Below are 17,542 nucleotides of genomic sequence, written 5' to 3'. Positions count from 1 at the left end.
GTTACGCTTTCTAGTCTCCCATGTACTTCTGAACATCGGCGTTATGTCCTTCCAGCGTTTCATTGAAATAGAGCTTGCCGGAATCCATATCGGCTACAAAGAACAGATACTTGGTCTGGGCCGGGTTGATGGCTGCGTCGATGGAGCTTTTCCCCGGTGAGCAGATCGGGCCAACAGGTAATCCTAAATTCTGATAGGTATTGTAGGGAGAATCGATTTTGGTCTGTTCCTCGGTCAGCACCGCGTGTTTTTTGCCCAGCGCGTAGTCCACGGTAATGTCGGACTGTAAAGGCATATTTTGGGCGATACGGTTATAAAAAACACTGGCGGCATTGGCTTTGTCCTCGGGCAGCTTAGTTTCAAGCTCAACGATGGACGCCATAATGACAATTTCATCCACTGTCTTGCCCTTCTCTATGGTCTGCTGCATAAAATCCTGATTATAAACCTCTGTAAAACGGTCCAGCATTTTTTTCACAACGTCGGACGCAGTGCTGCCAGGCTCGATCTCGTAGGTATCTGGGAACAGGTAGCCTTCAAGGGTCCGGTTCTTATCGTCCGGAATGCTGCTCAAAATCGGATACAGGGCTTTGTATTCGCCCAGCTTCTTGGTTTCACTGATAAAGGCCGCTGAGGTACAGATATTATGCTTTTCCAGTATCTGGGCCATTTCATTGATGTTTTTGCCCTCGGACAGGAGCACTGGAATCGCACCGCTGTAGACATCGCCGTTCAGCATTTTGTCCACAATGTCCGGGATGGACATTGCGTGGTTCATTTCATAATTGCCGGCCTGCATACCGCTTGTGCCACGGCTGTGGCGTCCTGCATAGCTCTGGAATATCATGGTATTCTTAATTAAGCCCTGATCGTAAAGGATCTCTCCAACGTCTTTGATGGTCGAGCCGTCTGGAATTTCGACGATCATGGTTTCTGTGCTTGTCCCTGTGGGCTCCAGCATAGCGTTATAGAAGCTTCTGCCTGCAAAGATGCCAATAACGACAATCAGCACAACGGCTGCGATGACAATAGGCAGCTTATATTTTAGTCCACCTTTTTTTCTTTTTACAGGTGCTCCCATTTCCTCTGCTTCTCTTCTCTGGCGTGGCTCGGCAGGCTGCTTCTGTACCGGTCTCTTCTTCTTAGCAGTGCCCGGGCTGCCAGCTCTTTGGCCAGACTGGCCTTTTTTCTGGCCGGCTGGTCTCTGCTTTGGGGCGGCTGCGCCCGCCTGGCGGGGTGCCTCTCTGCGTTCCTGTGCTTTCCTGCCTTCTACAGGGCGGCGTGCTGCGGTTCCCTCTGCTGTCTGCCGCTGCTGTGTTTTTTTCTTTGGTGCTGTCTGGGTGCCTGCATTCGCGGGACGCTTGGCTTTCGCACGTTTTTTACGCATCTCCACCTCGGTTGACTGAGCCGTCCGCTTTTGTGTCTGACGGCTCTGCGTTTTTGGCTCCGAAGCCTCTTTTTTCGCTTCGCCCTGGGTTAATCTAATCTTCATTTACTCACCTCAATTACGGGGATTTACTCAAAAAAAGGGTACCTTGTTTTTTTGGAAAGTACCCCCTGGATTTATTTAATTACTCTGCGTCTTCCTCGCCGCCAAACATGCCGCTCATGTCTAAATCAACGGCTTTGCTGATAATATCCATGATATCCTGGAAGACAATGCCAAAATACATTTGCGCCTGAAAGTATTCGGCAATAATCGGAATGCCCAGCACGGACGCTGTTAATGAGTTGTAGGCTTCTACCTCTTCCTCTGTCAGCTCCTGGCCCATCATTTGTTTTGTCTGAAGGCCCATTTGCTTTTTCGCGTAATCCTGAGCCATTGCGTAATGTTCTTCGTCAGCCTTTAGCTTAAGCTCTGCTGCTTTAAAGTTCTGGTATTCATTTGATTCTTTAAGAGCCTGGGCCAGATTGTTGGCTTCATCATATACGTTCATTCCCTAGGTTCCTTTCTTTTCGTTTAATCAACATTATAACACATCTTAGATCAAATTGTTACTAAATTTTTACAATTATAGCCATTATTTTAGAAAAAGCTCCAGATAATGGGAAAATTTTCCCATATTCTGAAGCTTAAGATTTCTAAATCCTATTTAATTTAAAAACTGTGAAGTTATACTTCCATTAAAATCGGCAGGATCATTGGCTTCCGGTTTGTCTGGCTGTACAGGTAACGGAAAAGAGACTCACGGATCTCGTTTTTAATGGAGCTCCAGTCCACTACGCCTTTTTCTTCACAGGCCAGAAGGGCTTTTTTAACTTCCTCTCGGGCTGTGTTGATGAGCTCTTCAGATTCGCGTACATAGACGAAGCCTCTGGAGATAATGTCTGGCCCTGAGATGGCCTTGCCCTTGTGCATGGTCACCACCACAATAAACAGGCCGTCCTCTGACAGGCGTTTACGGTCATTTAATACGATATTTCCAATGTCGCCGACACCCAGGCCGTCGACCAGTACTGGCTCTGCCTGTACCTTGCCGGTAATTTTACAGCTTCTGTGATCCAGTTCCAGGATCGTCCCATTTTCCGCAAGAAAGATGTTGCGCTTGTCGGTTCCCACGCTTTCCGCAAGAGCGGCGTGATGCACGAGCATCCGTGCCTCACCGTGAACGGGTAAGAAGAATTTTGGCTTAACTAGTGTCTGGACCAGCTTCAGCTCTTCCTGGCGTGCATGGCCCGAAACATGAATGTCTGCAAATTTTTTATAGACAACCTCTGAGCCAAGGTCCACCAGCTTATTGATCACTTCTGCAACCATCTTTTCATTCCCCGGTACCGGAGAGGCTGAGATAATAACCGTGTCTTCTTTTTTAATGTTCAGGAAACGGTGCTCGCCGTGGGCCATTCGGCCAAGGGCCGCCATGGGCTCACCCTGGCTGCCGGTGGTGATGACAACCAGCTCACTGTCTTTGTAGCTCTTCATATCCTTGATATCGATGAGGATATTTTTAGGGATTTTCAGATAGCCCAGATCGGAGGCGACCTCCACCATATTTTCCATGCTCCGGCCGTTGATGATAACCTTGCGCTTATAGCTGGCTGCCGCGTCAATGATCTGCTGCACCCGGTGCACGTTTGATGCAAAGGTGGTGATAATGATCCGGTTTTTACAGCCTCTGAACAGGTTGTAGAAGGTCGCGCCAACGGAGCTTTCTGAAGGCGTGAAGCCTGGCTCCTCTACGTTGGTGCTGTCGGCCATGAGCAGGTCGATACCCTGGCTCCCCAGCTTGGCGATACGCTGTAAATCCATGATTTCGCCATCAATGGGCTGATAATCAATCTTAAAGTCTCCGGTGTGTAAAACAGAAGCTGCCGGCGTTTTGATATAAAAGGCTACTGAATCGGCCACACTGTGGTTAACTCTTATAAACTCGACCTCAAAGCTGCCCTTCTGCACCCGATCGCCTGCCTTTACAACCTGGCGGTCTACACTGGTAACCAGGCGGTGTTCAACGAGCTTTTTGTCGATGAGCCCCATGGTAAATTTGGTAGCGTAGATTGGGACTGTAATGCCCAGCTTTTTAACCAGATAGACAATCCCTCCGATGTGGTCCTCATGTCCATGAGTGATAAAAAGTCCCTTCAACTTATCGGCATTTTCGACAATATAGCTGAAATCTGGCAGCACAATGTCGATACCGTACATTTCATCGTCCGGGAATTTCAAGCCACAGTCGACAATGATCATTTCGTCCTTGTATTCAAAGACCGTCATGTTTTTTCCGATTTCACCAAGTCCCCCAATGGGAATCACTTTAAGCTTATCTTTATGCTTTGGCGGGTGGTTCCTTCTTTTGGACCGGTGGTTCTGACGATTCTGATTTCTATTTTCGTTTTTATTCTGTTGTGTTTCGTTCAAAATAATCTCCTTTCGTTATTTTATATCCGTCCGGTCGTATCAAAACGGACCGGTATCTCTGAATCAATTTTAATTATGTTTCCTCTGATGACACACCTTAGAGCGCGAACGACCAGCCCCTCTTCAGCTCCCTTTTTAAGAAGTCCTGAAAACAGCGGGTCGGTGGCAATATTGGGCGTAAAAAACTCAGCGTCCTCTCTTTGTACAACGAAGAGCACACCGGCCTCATAACCTTCTGTATGCGCATGCATGAGTTCTTCCAGGTGTTTACAGCCCCGTTCGGTCGGGGCGTCTGGAAACATCGCCGCAGCACCAACCACCAGGTTAGCGCTTTTCACTTCGTACAGACAGGGGTGTCCATTCCGCTCAAAAGCCAGATCAAAGCGGCTTTTGCCGTAGGTCACTTCCCTTTTAAGCTGACAGATATCCGGGGCCTTTTCCATATACTCAAAGGCAAGTGCATTGGCCATGGTCGAGTGTATGCAAACCCATGTACTTTTATACCATACTGTCAGTAAAGTAAAATCCGTCTTTCTCTTTGGCGACGGATTAAAGGCCATTTGAACCCGGGCGCCGGGTACGAGAAGCTCCCGCATCCGGCCGGTATTTGCTACGTGCGCCGTAATTTCACGTGGGGCGCTGTCCGTATCGATCATAACCCGGGCAATAAATCGGTTGGGTCTGGAGATGAATTCCCCCTCAACGATGGGGAAGCTGCTCAGCTCCATTATTATTCCTGATGGTCTCCGCCGCAGCCGCAGCCACAACCGCATTCTTCGTCATCATCGTCGTCTTCTTCCATGAGCTGTTCGTAGGTCTGCTCGATCAACGCGAATTCTTCTTCGCTTTCGACTGGATACAGGGTTTCTTCGCCATTTTCATCCTCGCGGATAACAAATGGGAATACATCTTCACTTTCTTCGCTTTCTGCTAAGAGGACATAGGTTTTGTCTTCAATGTCAAAGCTGATAACCAGCTCAAATACGCGTTCCACACCGTCTTCGTCTAATAATGTAATTTTGTTGTCTTCCATGTTTAAATACCTCGTTTTCTTTAAATTTAGTTTATATTATTATGCTTAATTCAGCTTTAATATCCTTAGTTTGTGTTCTCACCGCTGTCCAGATAAACCTGCAGGATCATCTGGGCCGCCAGGGTATCAATGTATTCTTTTCGTTTTTCACGCCGTACCCCGCCTTCAATCAAAACCCGTTCGGAGGCTTTTGAAGTCAGTCTTTCGTCAATATAGACGACCTCCAGGTTTAGACGTTTTTTTAAGAACTGACAGAAGTTGCGTGTCTTGCGGGCCTGGGCGGTTTCATTTCCTTCCATGTCCTTGGGCAGTCCGGATACCAGGGTGGTCACGTTAAACTGCTCCACAACATCTGTGAAAAAGGCCAAATCGTCGTCCCGTGTTCCGCGTTTCCAGGTTCTGTAACCCTGGGCGGTTATGCCCAACGGGTCGCTGACTGCGATACCAATATATTTATCCCCGACGTCTAGGCCGAGTAAGCGTTCTGTTGCCATAAATTTTTCTCTTTCTAGTTTTATACCCAAAGTCATCCGTTTCAATACTAAATGACTTTTATGCAAAAAAGCGGGCAATAAGCCGCGCAATAACAGCAGGTCAGACACTTTGAATGGTCCACCTGTGCTTTTCCATTAATAATTGTGAGTGCGTTCTGGCTGCAATGGGCAGCGCATTCGCCGCAACCCTCGCACCAGTCACTGATATGCAGGCTTTTCTTCGCGCCTGCCACCCGTTTTTCCAACTCTGCTTCAATGGGCTCTCCGTTTATCCTGGCCACATTGTAGCGTACCTCGTCAACGGATTGCATGCCAAAGGCAATGGCGTCCAGGGTTTCCAGTCCGAGGATATAGTCGAAACAGGCTTCTTTGCTGGCCAGCAGATTGCCGCCACCCAAGGGCTTCATGCCAAAAACGCCTTTTCCAGCCTGTTTGGCCTTCAGAATTGCGGCTTCCATGTCCTCACGGCTTCCATCCTCGATGCCAATACCCGTTAGGTTAATGAGGGGAAAAACCACCTCGATCTCGTTAAAGTCCGCAGCGTCCCGCACGCCCTCAACCCTGTGGGTCGAAATGCCAAAGGCGCGGATCACGCCTTTCTCTTTCATTTTCAGAAGATACTCAATGGCTTCCCAGTGGCCTTCAAAGGTCAGGCGGCTCTCCTGCTCATGCAGCATATAAATATCGACGTAGTCCCGTCCAAGCTCACGCAAAGCTCTGTCCAGGCTTTTAGCCACGCCCTCGGCCGAATAATCATAGGATTTGGTACAGATGACCAGATCCTTTTTAATTTCCAAGGCCTGCTTGAGATAAGGGTAGCAATTATAGAGATCGGCCGTATCAAAAAAATTGATTCCGGCTTCCAGAGCCGCTTCAATAATCGGGCGGCTTTCTTCAAGTGTTTTGTTTTTCTGCAGCGGGCCAATGGTCAGGCTTCCAAAGCAGAGCCTTGAAACCTCGATCCCCGTCTGTCCCAGTTTACGGTATTCCATCATTCGTCGTTTCCTGTTTATTTCTATTGGAAAAAAGACCCCACGGCTCCCCTTTACAATAGAAATAAAAAGTCTTAGGCAAACTGTTAAAATTCGCCTAAGACCTGTGTTCATCTATAAGCTCGTTATTCTTGAATACTGCTCAAATAGCGTTTTACCAGCTCTTCAAGAAGTTCATCGCGTTCGATTTTCTGGATTAAGTTACGGGCATCATTATGGCTTGTGATATAAGTCGGATCGCCTGACATAACATAACCAACGATTTGATTAACGGGATTATATCCTTTTTCGATCAATGCCTTGTTGACTTCCTGCATGACTTCATCAATTGTTTTGGCTTTATCGTTGTTAACGTCAAACAAGATGGTCCCTCGATCAAATACTGTATTGCTATCCATTTTGCCATTCCTCCTCTTTACTGGTCTACGCCTATTTTAACGCAATAACCTTCAAAAGACAAGCTTTTTTTCTTGAAAACCCTTAGTCAAGCTGATTCTTGATAATTTCTTTAGCTTTTTCTAAGGCTTCACCCAGTTTTTCAGGCTTTTTGCCGCCGGCCTGCGCCATATCCGGGCGTCCGCCGCCGCCGCCGCCTGCAATCTGCGCTACTTCCTTAATAAGCTTGCCGGCGTGGAAACCCTTGTTCAGAATATCCTTGGTAGCTGTCGCAATAAAGTTTACCTTTTCCTTGCCCCTGGTACCAAGCAGCACAATGCCGGACCCCATACGGTCTTTGAGCATATCGCTGATATTGCGGAGTTCTTCCATATCCACCCCCTCAACCTCTGCGATGGTGGTCTGTACACCGTCGATGACGGTGACCTTCTGGTGGATATCCATAACCATGTTGCCTGCGAATTTATGCTTAAGCTCATTGATGACTTTTTCTTTATGCTTGCTCTGTTCTGCCAGCTCGGTGACTTTTTCCAGAAGATGGTCCGGGTTGGTCTTTAAGGCTTCTGCGGTTTCGAGCAGGGTATCGTCCATCTGTTCAACATGATGGACGGCGTTCATGCCTGTGGCGGCTTCGATACGACGGATGCCGGCTGCGACACCAGTTTCGCTCAAAATTTTAAACATGCCAACCTGGGCGGAGTTTGTGATATGGCAGCCACCGCAAAGCTCTATGCTGAAATCTCCAACCTTAACAACGCGGACAACCTCGCCGTATTTTTCACCGAAAAGGGCCATTGCGCCCATGGAGCGGGCATCGTCGATACTGGTTTCAAAAATGGCGACATCCATGGCTTCCAGAATCGCCTTATTGACAATTTCCTCTACCTGGCGTTTTTCTTCATGGGTCATTGGCTGGAAGTGGTTAAAGTCAAAACGCAGACGATCTGGCGATACAAAGGAACCTGCCTGTTCAACATGGTCGCCCAGTACCTGCTTTAATGCTTTCTGGAGCAGATGGGTAGAAGTGTGGTTTCTCTGGGTAGCAGCTCGCAGCTCGCGGTTGACTTTTGTCGTAACCTCTTCGCCCATTTTAAAGGTTCCGGAAACCACCTTACCATAGTGGATATGACGGCTCAGGCTGCCTTTTTTACAGTCTGTCACCTCGATCACCCGGTCACCGGAGACAATCTGGCCTTTATCGCCAACCTGTCCGCCACTCTCAGCGTAGAAGGAGGTTTTATCCAGCAGAACCAGGACGTCCTCGCCGGCGTGCACCTCACTCACCAGCTCTTCGCCGGAGATCAGGCCTATAATTTTCCCGTTTGCTTCCAGATTTTCATAACCCACGAATTCAACCAGCGCGTCTGGTCCCAATGGGTTAAAGGGATCGTCTGCCCAGACGGCAAGCTCGCTCTCTGCACGGGCCTTGCGGGCACGTTCGCGCTGTTCCTGCATGGCTTCTTCAAATTCACTGGCGATCAGTGTCAGGCCGCGTTCCTCTACGATTTCCTTGGTCAGGTCATAGGGGAAGCCGTAGGTATCGTATAATTTAAAGGCACCTTGCCCCGGGAATACCTTTTCTTCCTGCTCAATCAGGCTGTCCAGCTCTTTTTCGAGCAGGCTCAGTCCCTGATCAATGGTTTCTTTAAACCGTTCTTCTTCAATGCGGATCAGCTTTTGAATGTAATCCTGCTTTTCTGCCAGCTCCGGATAGGCGTCGGCAGAGACACGAACCACTTCCTTGGCCACGTCGTAAAGGAAAAGCTCCTGCATTCCAAGCAGCTTGCCGTGGCGGGCAGCACGTCTTAAAAGACGTCTCAGGACATAACCACGCCCTTCGTTGCCTGGCATAACGCCGTCGGCAATCATAAAGGTAACACTGCGGACATGATCGGTAATAACGCGGATGGAAACATCGTCCTGGGCGTTTTCGCCGTATTTTACACCGGCTTTTTTACAGATATAATTCAGGATATGGCCGATGGTATCAATCTCGAAGATATTGTCAACACCCTGCATAATGGTGGCCAGACGTTCGAGACCCATACCGGTGTCGATATTCGGGTTTGCCAGCGGATTGTAGTTGCCTTCCTCGTCCTTGTCAAACTGGGTAAATACCAGATTCCAGAACTCAACATAACGGTCACACTCACAGCCTGGAGCGCAGTCTGGGCTGCCGCAGCCGTATTCTTCCCCTCGGTCATAGTAAAGCTCGGAGCAGGGGCCGCATGGTCCCAGTCCATGTTCCCAGAAATTGTCTTCTTTTCCGAGACGCACAATCCGCTCTTCCGGCACGCCGATTTCGTCATGCCAGATATCATGGGCTTCTTCATCATCTAAATAGATGGAGACATAAATTTTTTCTGGATCCATTTCCATGACCTCGGTGCAGAATTCCCACGCCCATGGAATGGCTTCTTTTTTAAAGTAATCTCCAAAGGAAAAGTTGCCGAGCATTTCAAAGAAGGTACCATGACGGGCTGTCTTGCCGACATTTTCAATGTCTGGGGTACGGATACACTTCTGGCAGGTGGTTACCCGTTTTCTCGGCGGAATCTCATCGCCTGTAAAGTAAGGCTTCATCGGGGCCATCCCGGAGTTGATCAAAAGCAGACTCTTGTCATTGATCGGCACCAGTGGAAAGCTTTTTAATCTTAAATGTCCTTTGCTCTCAAAGAACGCTAAAAACTTTTCACGAATTTCGTTTAAACCTAAAGGTTGCATGTCTTTATTCTCCCTTTTATGAATTTGTTTTAGTTTATAATTGATGCTTTGAGTAAAAAAATAAAACTCCGCCCCTGTAAACAGGGACGAAGTTGTTTTCCGCGGTACCACCCAAATTAGCAAAGCAGCGCTTTGCTCACTCAAACAGATAACGGTCTGTCAGCCGTCGGTTCTTACACTCTTCTGATTTCAGAACCGCTGCTCAAATGGGGCGGCCTTATCACTTCCATGGAAACTCGCACCAGCCGTCCCCTCTCTGAATGGTCTGTCATAAGGTTGTCATTCTCATTGCATTCATATTTACCTAACATTCAAATTATATGTAATGTTTTCGCTTTTGTCAAGTCTTATTACGAATTGCTTTTAACATCCTTTTACCTGAGCATTTCGCCCTTGGAGGACGCAAACCCCGCGATTAAATACTTCATGACGACTTTGACGGTCCCCATGATCGGCACTGCCAGGATCATGCCCAGGCCGCCAAACATGGCGCCGAAGAAAAAAATGGAAAAAATAATGATGACCGGATGCAGGCCAACGTTGCCAGACATAAGTGCCGGCGCAAGCAGATTGCCGCATACCACCTGGACAATGGCCATCCAGATCAGGATATAAACCATCTGTATCGGGCTTGACAGCAGCGCCATAATGCAGATGACGACCATGCCCACTGCCGGGCCAAAATAAGGGATCATGGTCGTAACGCCTGCAATCACACCGATAACCGGCGCGTAGGGCAGCCCCATAAAGTAAGCGCCCACTCCGGTCAGAATCCCGGCGATAATGGACATGAGCCCCTGCCCGCGGATAAAGCCGCCGATAACCATGTCGATGTCATAAAACATTTTTTTTACCTGATTTCTGGCGTCAATGGGTACCAGGTACATAAGAGACTGGGTAAACAGCTCTTTGTCCAGTAAAAGGAAAATGGTGACCAGCGGCACGATAATAATGTTCATCAGCTGCCCGCTGTTGGCGATAATGGCGTTCGACAGTCCCTGCAGCATGCCGCCAAACATTCCGGCCACCTGGGACAGGCTCTGCTCAAGATTAAAATACTTCGACATGTCCGAATCATTGTATTTTTGGATAAATTCGGAAATCTGCCCGCTGTAATTCTGCAAATCCTGGAGCATTGATGGAATGTTTGTCACCATCTGCGCAATGTTGCTGATCAGGCTGGGTACAAAGCTCATAAAAACACCGAACAAAATCAAAAGGACGATGACACAGACAAAAAGGACAGAGAGTCCGCGTCCAAAGCCACGGCGTTCAAAAATTTTAACCAGAGGGTTTAGGAGATAGGCCAAAATAATGGCGATAAAAAATGGCATGAACATCCCCGAAAAGGTGGGCCACAAAAATATTGCGAAGAGGATACAGATCAGGACTACAATGGTATTGACAATCAAAATGCGTTTTTTATCCGGTGATATTTTCATGATGTTCCTCCCCCAAAACCTTTTCTAGGATACCGCCCTCACGGTGTGTCTGTTCCATCTCCAGCATATCCTTGTCATAATTCAAACTTTTATCGCGGTATTCCATGCGTTCGGCATCCACAAGGCTGTAGCCGTAGTCAAGATCGTCAAAAAAACTGCGGGACAAATCGTATTCCTGAACCTTAAAATCCTTTGAAACCGTTGCGTCCGCTACCTTGGCAAAACGCTTGCCATCCACATCCTTTACCGGTGTGTTCACAAGGGAGTAGCTCTCCTCCAGCCGCGCTTTCATTTCCTTTGCGGAGAGCTTGGTGATGGCCTTATCTCCGCCAAGTGTTACGTGGTCATAATCCACCTCGATGATATCCGAAGGAAAAATAATCTGGGCTTTGCTGAACAGGCCGCCCTCCGAGAGAACCAGGCAGTCAATTTTATGGTCACGGACTCTTATGTCGCGCACAAGCCCCCGTAGCCGTGTGTCGTTTTCAAAAAACACCTGGGTGTTTAATAAATTACTGGCTTTCATCTTTTCACCTTTCTACATAAACTTAATATTTCTGTTGATGGCTTTATTATAGCACATCCGCTTACACAGTGTCTTGAAAGAATACTCAAGAATTCTTCAAATCGGCAGGTCACTCTTCTTTCTTCAAAAGCTTTTGCGGGTCTACGTGTCTCTGGCTCAGACGGCGGTTGACCGTTTCGCCGGTCAGTGTATAGAGCACTGAAAAGAGCGGGATCATCACAATGATGCCCAGAATGCCGAAAGCACCTCCGCCAATGGTGACCGCGGCCAGAATCCAAAGCGGAGACAATCCAATGGAGCTGCCCACTACATGCGGATAGATCAGATTCCCCTCGACATGCTGTACGATGAAGCAGGCGACCACAAAAATCAATGCTTTGACCGGGCTCAGAGTCAAAATGAGAAACGCTCCCAGACAGCAGGCCACAATGGCCCCAAAGACAGGGATCAGCGAAAACAGGCCGATCAATACCGCAATGGTCAGAGCATAGGGCATCTGCAAAATTGACAGTATGATGGTATAAATAACGGTTAAAATCAAAGCCTCGATACACTGGCCTGAAACAAAATGACTGAAAGTCTCCTGGGTGAGGCCGGCAATTTCCAAAAGCCGGTCAACACGCTTTTCTGGCAGGTAGGCGTACAAAAGCTTTCTGGTTTGAAGCCCCAGCCTTTCTTTCTGGAACAAAAGGTAAACCGCCACCACAAGGCCGATCACCGTATGAAAAACGCCGCCTGCTACCGAGGCTGCAACGTTCAGCGTTGTGTTTAAAAATCCCGCAGCGCCGCCCCTGAAAAAGGAAAACAGGTTTTTGCTGAGCATATCCCAGTTCAGGCTTTCAAGTCCTCCGGTATCCAGCTTTTGTATAAAGACAGAAGCTTCCGAGTGCTCGCCGAGAATACGTGACGCCCAGCTCTGAAAGCTCTCAAGAACCGACGGAAAGCTTCTGGCAAAAAGTAAAACAGCGTTTACCAGCTCTGGAAGCACAAGAAAAACGACCAGGGCCATAATACCGATAAGAATTAAAAACGCCGCCAGAATACTCAGAGGCCTCCGCAGCCTTTGGACCCGCTTTCCCTTTAGCCACCTTTTTGTAAACAGCCGCCTTTCCATCAGGCTCATGGGGATATTTAGGACAAAGGCAATGCCGGCGCCAATTATAAAAGGTGAGACCAGGCTTATAATTCCTAGAAACATCCCCCACACCGCATCAATATTCTTAAGCCCTGCCCATAAAACCAGTGCCAGGACAATCATCCCGATTATGGCCTGCTTTGTTTTTCGATTCATCTCCACTATCTCGCCCTCTTTCTTTTACTGAATCTTGTGTCATTACGAGTTGCTTATTTTTTAATACCCTTTTTTAAAGTCCTGCCAACAAAAGGATTCCTCATAAATAAAAAAACGCCTTTCATGATTGAAAAGCGTTTCTGATCACAGGTTTATGCATTGTGCTTTGATTTGTAATCCTCAATGGCTGCCTGAATGGCTTCGGCTGCTAAAACAGAGCAGTGGATTTTTTCAGTCGGAAGTCCTCCGAGAGCTTCCACTACTTCTGAGTTTTTCAGAGCAGCGGCTTCTTCAAGGGTTTTACCCTTAATCATTTCTGTGGCCATACTGCTGGTCGCAATGGCAGCACCGCAGCCAAAAGTCTTGAAACTGGCATCCTCAACAATGCCGTCATCACTTATTTTTAAATACATTTTCATAATATCGCCGCAGGCGGGACTGCCTACCTGGCCGATTCCGTTAGCGTCTTCCATTTCGCCCACGTTTTTAGGGTTTTGGAAGTTTTCCATTACTTTATCTGTATATTCCATCATGATTTTATTCTCCTTTATTTTATCCGTTATTTTTCACCATTCTCAGTGATGATGGTGGTGGTCGTGGTCATAAACAGCGTCGTCAATCGGGCTGTTGGCGTCGATGGGCGACATTTTTCTCAGCCGTTCGATAATATCGACAAGATTGTCAACGACGTATTCAATATCTTCCATAGTAGTATGCTTGCCAATGGTCAGTCTCAGAGAGCCGTGGGCAATCCCGGCAGGCAGGCCAATGGCCAGCAGTACATGCGACGGATCCAGTGATCCAGAAGTACAGGCCGATCCGCTGGAGCCCGCAACGCCAACAAGGTCAAGGCTTAAGAGAATGGATTCCCCTTCGATATAGTCAAAGCAGAAGTTTGCATTCCCTGGGAGGCGCTTTGTCGGATGACCGTTCAAACGCACCTGCGGGATTTTTTCCATTACACCCTTGATCAACGCATCTCTGAGCTCCTGTAAATGGGCTGTGTTGGCTTCCAGATCATTTGCGGCCATTTCCGCAGCCTTTCCAAAACCAACAATGGATGCGGTATTTTCTGTGCCGGCGCGGCGTCTTCTTTCCTGTGCGCCGCCGTGGATCAGGTTATCAATGGGTACACCCTTGCGGATATATAAGGCACCAATTCCCTTGGGTCCATAGATTTTATGGCTGGAAAGGGACAGCAAATCCACATTCAGGTCTTTTACGTCAATGGGAACATTGCCGAAGGCCTGTACTGCATCTGTATGGAAGATGATGCCCTTGGCCTTGACGATTTCTCCTATTTCTTTAATGGGTTCAATGGTGCCGATCTCGTTGTTGGCAAACATGACTGAAACCAGAATGGTTTCATCCTTGATGGCATTCTTGAGATCGTCCAGTGAAATAAGCCCGTCCTTGTCAACCGGAAGATAGGTGACCTCAAAACCTTCCTTCTCAAGATATTCACAGGTGTGGAGCACTGCGTGGTGCTCGATTTCTGTGGTTATAATGTGGTTTCCCTTTTTCCTGTTTTTTAAAGCCACACCCTTAATGGCCCAGTTGTCCGATTCGGAGCCACCGGCTGTAAAGTAAATTTCTTTCGGGTCTGCGTTAATGGCCTGGGCAAGCTGTAATCTGGCAGCTTCCACACCGCGCTTGGCTTCCCGGCCCTCCTGGTAAATAGAGGATGGGTTTCCGTATTTTTCTGTAAAATATGGCAGCATTTCTGCCAAAACCGCTTCGTCAACGGCTGTTGTTGCCGCGTTATCTAAATAGATTCTTTTCATAAAAAGCCTCTCTTTCAATTATCCATTAAGTCTTGTAAAGACCGGTTATCTATGATGTTATTAATGCTGTCTCTGATTTCCATCCAGAGTCCTCTGGTGACACATTCTCCCGACTTTCGGCAGACATAGCCCTCAGGGCCGCCGACGCAGTCGGCCAGCTCAATAGGCCCTTCCAGCGCGCGGATAATCTCACCAACACTGATGTCCCTGGGCTCTCTTGAAAGAATGTACCCACCCTTCGCGCCTCTTAAACTGACGATTAGTCCCGCCTTTTTAAGGGTTGAAAAAAGCTGCTCCATATAGGAGTCTGAAAAATTCTGTTTTTCTGCTATCTCTTTAATTGATACTGGCCCATTGCCATATCGGCACGCCAGCTCATACATGGCCAGTACACCGTACCGGCCCTTTGTGGAGAGTCTCACTTCAGCACCTCCTTCTCAATTCCTAGTATTCCACCTGGAATTTAATAGTATTATAGCACAGTTCCGCATTAATGCAAGATAAAATTTTGTTCTTTGGCATTTTTTCAGGAAAAATTATTATTTTTCTCCAAAATAAAAACATCTGGATATAAAACTGCTATCCAGATGTTTCAATTATTTATTCTGCTTCTCTCAATCGTTCGACCAGTGTTTCCTTTTCAAAGCTGTGGAGTGCAATTTTTGAGATAAGGTATGGTACCAGAAGCAGGATTACCGCGTAGGCCAGCACATAGAAAACCGGGAACTGGTAGATCATATAGTGAACACCGAGTTTTCCGAAGGCCCAGCAGATCAGATAGCCTGCTGCGGTGCCTATGGTCAATGTAATGAGCAGATTTCCCGCGGCCAGAAGCATCCCCTCGCCGAGTACCATCTGACGGATCTGCCTGCGGCTCATACCAATGGATTCCAGCATGGCCAGTTCCTGCTTTTTAGACAGGATATTGGTAATCAGCGTATTGACAAGATTGATCATACTAAAGGCGATGATAAACAACGCCAGACCCAGCGCAGTGGCTGAGAGGGTCGCAATGCTTCCTGCATCCTGTTCTCTCTGCTCCTGAAGCGTTGACAGCACAAGATTTGGATTGCTGTCTACCAAAGCCCGCAGCGGCTCTTCAACGGAAAGTTCCATAGAAGGCTCTGTCGAAACAATAAAATCTTTATCAAGATTAAAAGGCACAATGGACTGGATCACCTCCTGAGGCATCATAAACCATCCGCTGATGGGCTTTGGATAGTCTGTACTGACCATACCTGCTATTTTCACCTCTTTGGGTATCACGGTATCGCCATTGTAAAAATAGAGGGTTAACGTATCGCCAACCTCAAAACGCCAGCCATAAATTTCCTGCACCACAGAGTTAGCCTGAAGCAGAATGGTCTCTCCCTTCAACATTGCGTCATAATCCAGGCTCCCATCCTCCAGATATTTTTCAAGCTCCTGAGCCTGCGCTCTGGTAAATGGGGAAATGTTATCCTCAACATGGACGAGATCCTTTTTAGGATAATCAAATTCAACAGAGGTCGCCTGGTTACTGCGGATACCATCTACTCCGGGGATGGACAAAATCTGGCTTTCAAGCGCTTCGGTAAAGGGGGAATTCTTCTGCAGGCCTGCCATACCGTACTCTGAGAGCTCCAGAGCGTTTCCCGAAAAAGAAACGATATATTCCGAATCTGCAAAATCGCCCTGACGTGAATACATTTCTTTATCAAAGGAATTGACAAAGGTCGCCGCTGCCATAAATAAAACGCCGCCAATCCCCAGCGAGAGAACTGTCATAAGAACTTTTTTCCGGTTTCTGGCCGAGTTCATGGCCGCGAGATGCAGCGGGCTGATTCTCCTGTGTACCTTTTTGGTTTTCTTTTTCCTGCCGCCGGAGTAAGCCGAATATTTCGAAGCCTCAATGGGCGAAATCGACGCTGCAATCGAGGCAGGCTTCCGAACGGAGATCAAAACAGTGATCAGGTCAATCACGAGCACCAGCAGCGCTACCAGCAGAGTATTTAAAAAGCTCCATCCGTCAGGCTTCAGAAAATAGGCAATAACGCTGCCGATAATCCCCCCCACCGGAGCCGATACGGCAAAGAGATAGATACCTTCGCGGGTAACCAGCCGCCGCACCTGTTTTTTGGTCATACCAATGGTTCGCAGCTGTCCATACTGGCGTATCCGGCCAACCACCGATATATAGAAAACACCGTAGATAACCAGAACACTGGCAAGCAGCACAACGACTCCCACACACGCAGCCAGAGCGATTTCCTGAGTATCTGCTGTCAGAGTATCCAGAAAATGATCGTTTGGATTCATGTCCTCCCGCAGTATTCCCGCGTCACCGCCGACTGAATAAATCACCGCTTTACATTCTTCCTTGCCCATCTTCTCTGCCCCTGAAAGCCGTACATAGGCCTCATAGGGAATATCCCTCATCTGTGAGCCATTTTCAGCATAGGCCTTTGAAAAAACCATGGTGTACTGCTTGCTTCCCTTCGCACCCTCCACAAAACCGCTGACCTTAAAGCTTTCCGTTGTTCCGTCCAGAAAGGTTACGGTAAATTCTGTTCCAAGCTCTGTCGGTTTTCCGATCTGTTCCAGATACGCTCTTGAGACCAGCACTTCATTTTCCTGTACTGGCAGCTTTCCGTCCAGCAGATTCATTGTCTTAATTTCCATGGAGTTGCCATCCGCATAGACAGGTGCCAGCTTATAATTGTCAATCTCTACTGCCTGTCCCCTTTTGCCGAGGGTCAGATAGGAAACACGGGAATCCTGTGACAGACGATGCAGCTGGTCATCTGTCAGATTATAGTAAATCACATGCTGTGCTCTGGCCATGGCACGCTTATCTGCTTCTTTCATCTCAACGGTGAACAGGCTCATAACCATCAGGAGGCTTACCGATAAAATAATGGTGACAGCAATGAAGGCATTGCGCATCTTGCTCGTTTTAATACTGTCCCTGGCAAGCTTTCCGATAACTTTTCCGTTATTGTTTTTCTCGTAATGCATTGTC

Annotated in this window: 16 protein-coding genes and 1 other annotated feature; all 16 genes read right to left on the bottom strand. The window is 47.8% G+C overall.

Annotated elements, in window-relative coordinates; translation table 11 throughout:
- Nucleotides 1-10: 10 nt before the first annotated feature.
- The 16 genes from mltG to FYJ53_RS03480 all read right to left on the bottom strand — a co-directional run bounded on the left by mltG (nucleotide 11) and on the right by FYJ53_RS03480 (nucleotide 17,538).
- Nucleotides 11-1,492 (bottom strand): endolytic transglycosylase MltG, encoded by a 1,482-nt coding sequence (gene mltG / locus FYJ53_RS03555; protein ID WP_073381968.1) that lies wholly within the window; start codon nucleotides 1,490-1,492, stop codon nucleotides 11-13.
- A gap of 79 nt (nucleotides 1,493-1,571) precedes the next feature.
- On the bottom strand, nucleotides 1,572-1,937 hold the full coding sequence (locus tag FYJ53_RS03550; RefSeq protein WP_013381998.1) for a YlbF family regulator: 366 nt from the start codon (nucleotides 1,935-1,937) through the stop codon (nucleotides 1,572-1,574).
- Between the two features lie 176 nt (nucleotides 1,938-2,113).
- Nucleotides 2,114-3,859 (bottom strand): ribonuclease J, encoded by a 1,746-nt coding sequence (locus FYJ53_RS03545; protein ID WP_013381999.1) that lies wholly within the window; start codon nucleotides 3,857-3,859, stop codon nucleotides 2,114-2,116.
- Between the two features lie 20 nt (nucleotides 3,860-3,879).
- Nucleotides 3,880-4,587, bottom strand: coding sequence for a DNA/RNA nuclease SfsA (gene sfsA, locus FYJ53_RS03540; protein WP_013382000.1), 708 nt, complete (start codon nucleotides 4,585-4,587; stop codon nucleotides 3,880-3,882).
- A gap of 2 nt (nucleotides 4,588-4,589) precedes the next feature.
- Nucleotides 4,590-4,892: a DUF1292 domain-containing protein gene (locus FYJ53_RS03535; RefSeq protein WP_013382001.1), complete on the bottom strand. Its 303-nt coding sequence runs from the start codon at nucleotides 4,890-4,892 to the stop codon at nucleotides 4,590-4,592.
- 65 nt (nucleotides 4,893-4,957) lie between these two features.
- Complete coding sequence (gene ruvX / locus FYJ53_RS03530; protein WP_041689933.1) at nucleotides 4,958-5,386, bottom strand: Holliday junction resolvase RuvX; 429 nt, start codon at nucleotides 5,384-5,386, stop codon at nucleotides 4,958-4,960.
- A 47-nt stretch (nucleotides 5,387-5,433) separates the two neighbouring features.
- On the bottom strand, nucleotides 5,434-6,378 hold the full coding sequence (locus tag FYJ53_RS03525) for an aldo/keto reductase (protein WP_041690417.1): 945 nt from the start codon (nucleotides 6,376-6,378) through the stop codon (nucleotides 5,434-5,436).
- Between the two features lie 125 nt (nucleotides 6,379-6,503).
- On the bottom strand, nucleotides 6,504-6,776 hold the full coding sequence (locus FYJ53_RS03520) for an IreB family regulatory phosphoprotein (RefSeq protein WP_013382004.1): 273 nt from the start codon (nucleotides 6,774-6,776) through the stop codon (nucleotides 6,504-6,506).
- Nucleotides 6,777-6,858: 82 nt separating this feature from the next.
- Nucleotides 6,859-9,498, bottom strand: a complete 2,640-nt coding sequence (gene alaS, locus FYJ53_RS03515; protein WP_013382005.1) for an alanine--tRNA ligase — start codon at nucleotides 9,496-9,498, stop codon at nucleotides 6,859-6,861.
- A gap of 79 nt (nucleotides 9,499-9,577) precedes the next feature.
- Nucleotides 9,578-9,796 (bottom strand) — a binding site (T-box leader).
- Nucleotides 9,797-9,872: 76 nt separating this feature from the next.
- Nucleotides 9,873-10,940, bottom strand: a complete 1,068-nt coding sequence (locus FYJ53_RS03510; protein WP_013382006.1) for an AI-2E family transporter — start codon at nucleotides 10,938-10,940, stop codon at nucleotides 9,873-9,875.
- Nucleotides 10,921-11,466 carry a hypothetical protein gene (locus FYJ53_RS03505; RefSeq protein WP_013382007.1) on the bottom strand — a complete coding sequence of 182 codons (546 nt, stop codon included), beginning with the start codon at nucleotides 11,464-11,466 and terminating at the stop codon, nucleotides 10,921-10,923. The genes FYJ53_RS03510 and FYJ53_RS03505 overlap by 20 nt, the downstream gene beginning before the upstream one ends.
- A gap of 109 nt (nucleotides 11,467-11,575) precedes the next feature.
- Nucleotides 11,576-12,757, bottom strand: coding sequence for an AI-2E family transporter (locus tag FYJ53_RS03500; RefSeq protein ID WP_154557000.1), 1,182 nt, complete (start codon nucleotides 12,755-12,757; stop codon nucleotides 11,576-11,578).
- 152 nt (nucleotides 12,758-12,909) lie between these two features.
- Complete coding sequence (gene nifU / locus FYJ53_RS03495) at nucleotides 12,910-13,287, bottom strand: Fe-S cluster assembly scaffold protein NifU (RefSeq protein WP_041690419.1); 378 nt, start codon at nucleotides 13,285-13,287, stop codon at nucleotides 12,910-12,912.
- 45 nt (nucleotides 13,288-13,332) lie between these two features.
- Nucleotides 13,333-14,541, bottom strand: a complete 1,209-nt coding sequence (gene nifS / locus FYJ53_RS03490; protein ID WP_013382010.1) for a cysteine desulfurase NifS — start codon at nucleotides 14,539-14,541, stop codon at nucleotides 13,333-13,335.
- A gap of 14 nt (nucleotides 14,542-14,555) precedes the next feature.
- Nucleotides 14,556-14,963 (bottom strand): Rrf2 family transcriptional regulator, encoded by a 408-nt coding sequence (locus FYJ53_RS03485; protein ID WP_013382011.1) that lies wholly within the window; start codon nucleotides 14,961-14,963, stop codon nucleotides 14,556-14,558.
- Nucleotides 14,964-15,141: 178 nt separating this feature from the next.
- Nucleotides 15,142-17,538: an ABC transporter permease gene (locus FYJ53_RS03480; protein WP_195840230.1), complete on the bottom strand. Its 2,397-nt coding sequence runs from the start codon at nucleotides 17,536-17,538 to the stop codon at nucleotides 15,142-15,144.
- Nucleotides 17,539-17,542 lie beyond the last annotated feature (4 nt).

This window comes from Eubacterium sp. BL-380-WT-2B (assembly GCF_009696115.1).
GTDB lineage: Bacteria > Bacillota > Clostridia > Eubacteriales > Eubacteriaceae > Eubacterium > Eubacterium callanderi.
Note: the sequence above shows the minus strand (reverse complement) of the source record. Positions and strands in the feature narration are given on the sequence as shown.

Excerpts from the sequence above, each read along its gene's own strand:
- mltG (WP_073381968.1), bottom strand. The coding sequence starts at position 1,492 with ATGAAGATTAGATTAACCCAGGGCGAAGCGAAAAAAGAGGCTTCGGAG.
- FYJ53_RS03550 (WP_013381998.1), bottom strand. The coding sequence starts at position 1,937 with ATGAACGTATATGATGAAGCCAACAATCTGGCCCAGGCTCTTAAAGAA.
- sfsA (WP_013382000.1), bottom strand. The coding sequence starts at position 4,587 with ATGGAGCTGAGCAGCTTCCCCATCGTTGAGGGGGAATTCATCTCCAGA.
- FYJ53_RS03535 (WP_013382001.1), bottom strand. The coding sequence starts at position 4,892 with ATGGAAGACAACAAAATTACATTATTAGACGAAGACGGTGTGGAACGC.
- ruvX (WP_041689933.1), bottom strand. The coding sequence starts at position 5,386 with ATGGCAACAGAACGCTTACTCGGCCTAGACGTCGGGGATAAATATATT.
- FYJ53_RS03525 (WP_041690417.1), bottom strand. The coding sequence starts at position 6,378 with ATGGAATACCGTAAACTGGGACAGACGGGGATCGAGGTTTCAAGGCTC.
- FYJ53_RS03520 (WP_013382004.1), bottom strand. The coding sequence starts at position 6,776 with ATGGATAGCAATACAGTATTTGATCGAGGGACCATCTTGTTTGACGTT.
- alaS (WP_013382005.1), bottom strand. The coding sequence starts at position 9,498 with ATGCAACCTTTAGGTTTAAACGAAATTCGTGAAAAGTTTTTAGCGTTC.
- FYJ53_RS03510 (WP_013382006.1), bottom strand. The coding sequence starts at position 10,940 with ATGAAAATATCACCGGATAAAAAACGCATTTTGATTGTCAATACCATT.
- FYJ53_RS03505 (WP_013382007.1), bottom strand. The coding sequence starts at position 11,466 with ATGAAAGCCAGTAATTTATTAAACACCCAGGTGTTTTTTGAAAACGAC.
- FYJ53_RS03500 (WP_154557000.1), bottom strand. The coding sequence starts at position 12,757 with ATGAATCGAAAAACAAAGCAGGCCATAATCGGGATGATTGTCCTGGCA.
- nifU (WP_041690419.1), bottom strand. The coding sequence starts at position 13,287 with ATGGAATATACAGATAAAGTAATGGAAAACTTCCAAAACCCTAAAAAC.
- nifS (WP_013382010.1), bottom strand. The coding sequence starts at position 14,541 with ATGAAAAGAATCTATTTAGATAACGCGGCAACAACAGCCGTTGACGAA.
- FYJ53_RS03480 (WP_195840230.1), bottom strand. The coding sequence starts at position 17,538 with ATGCATTACGAGAAAAACAATAACGGAAAAGTTATCGGAAAGCTTGCC.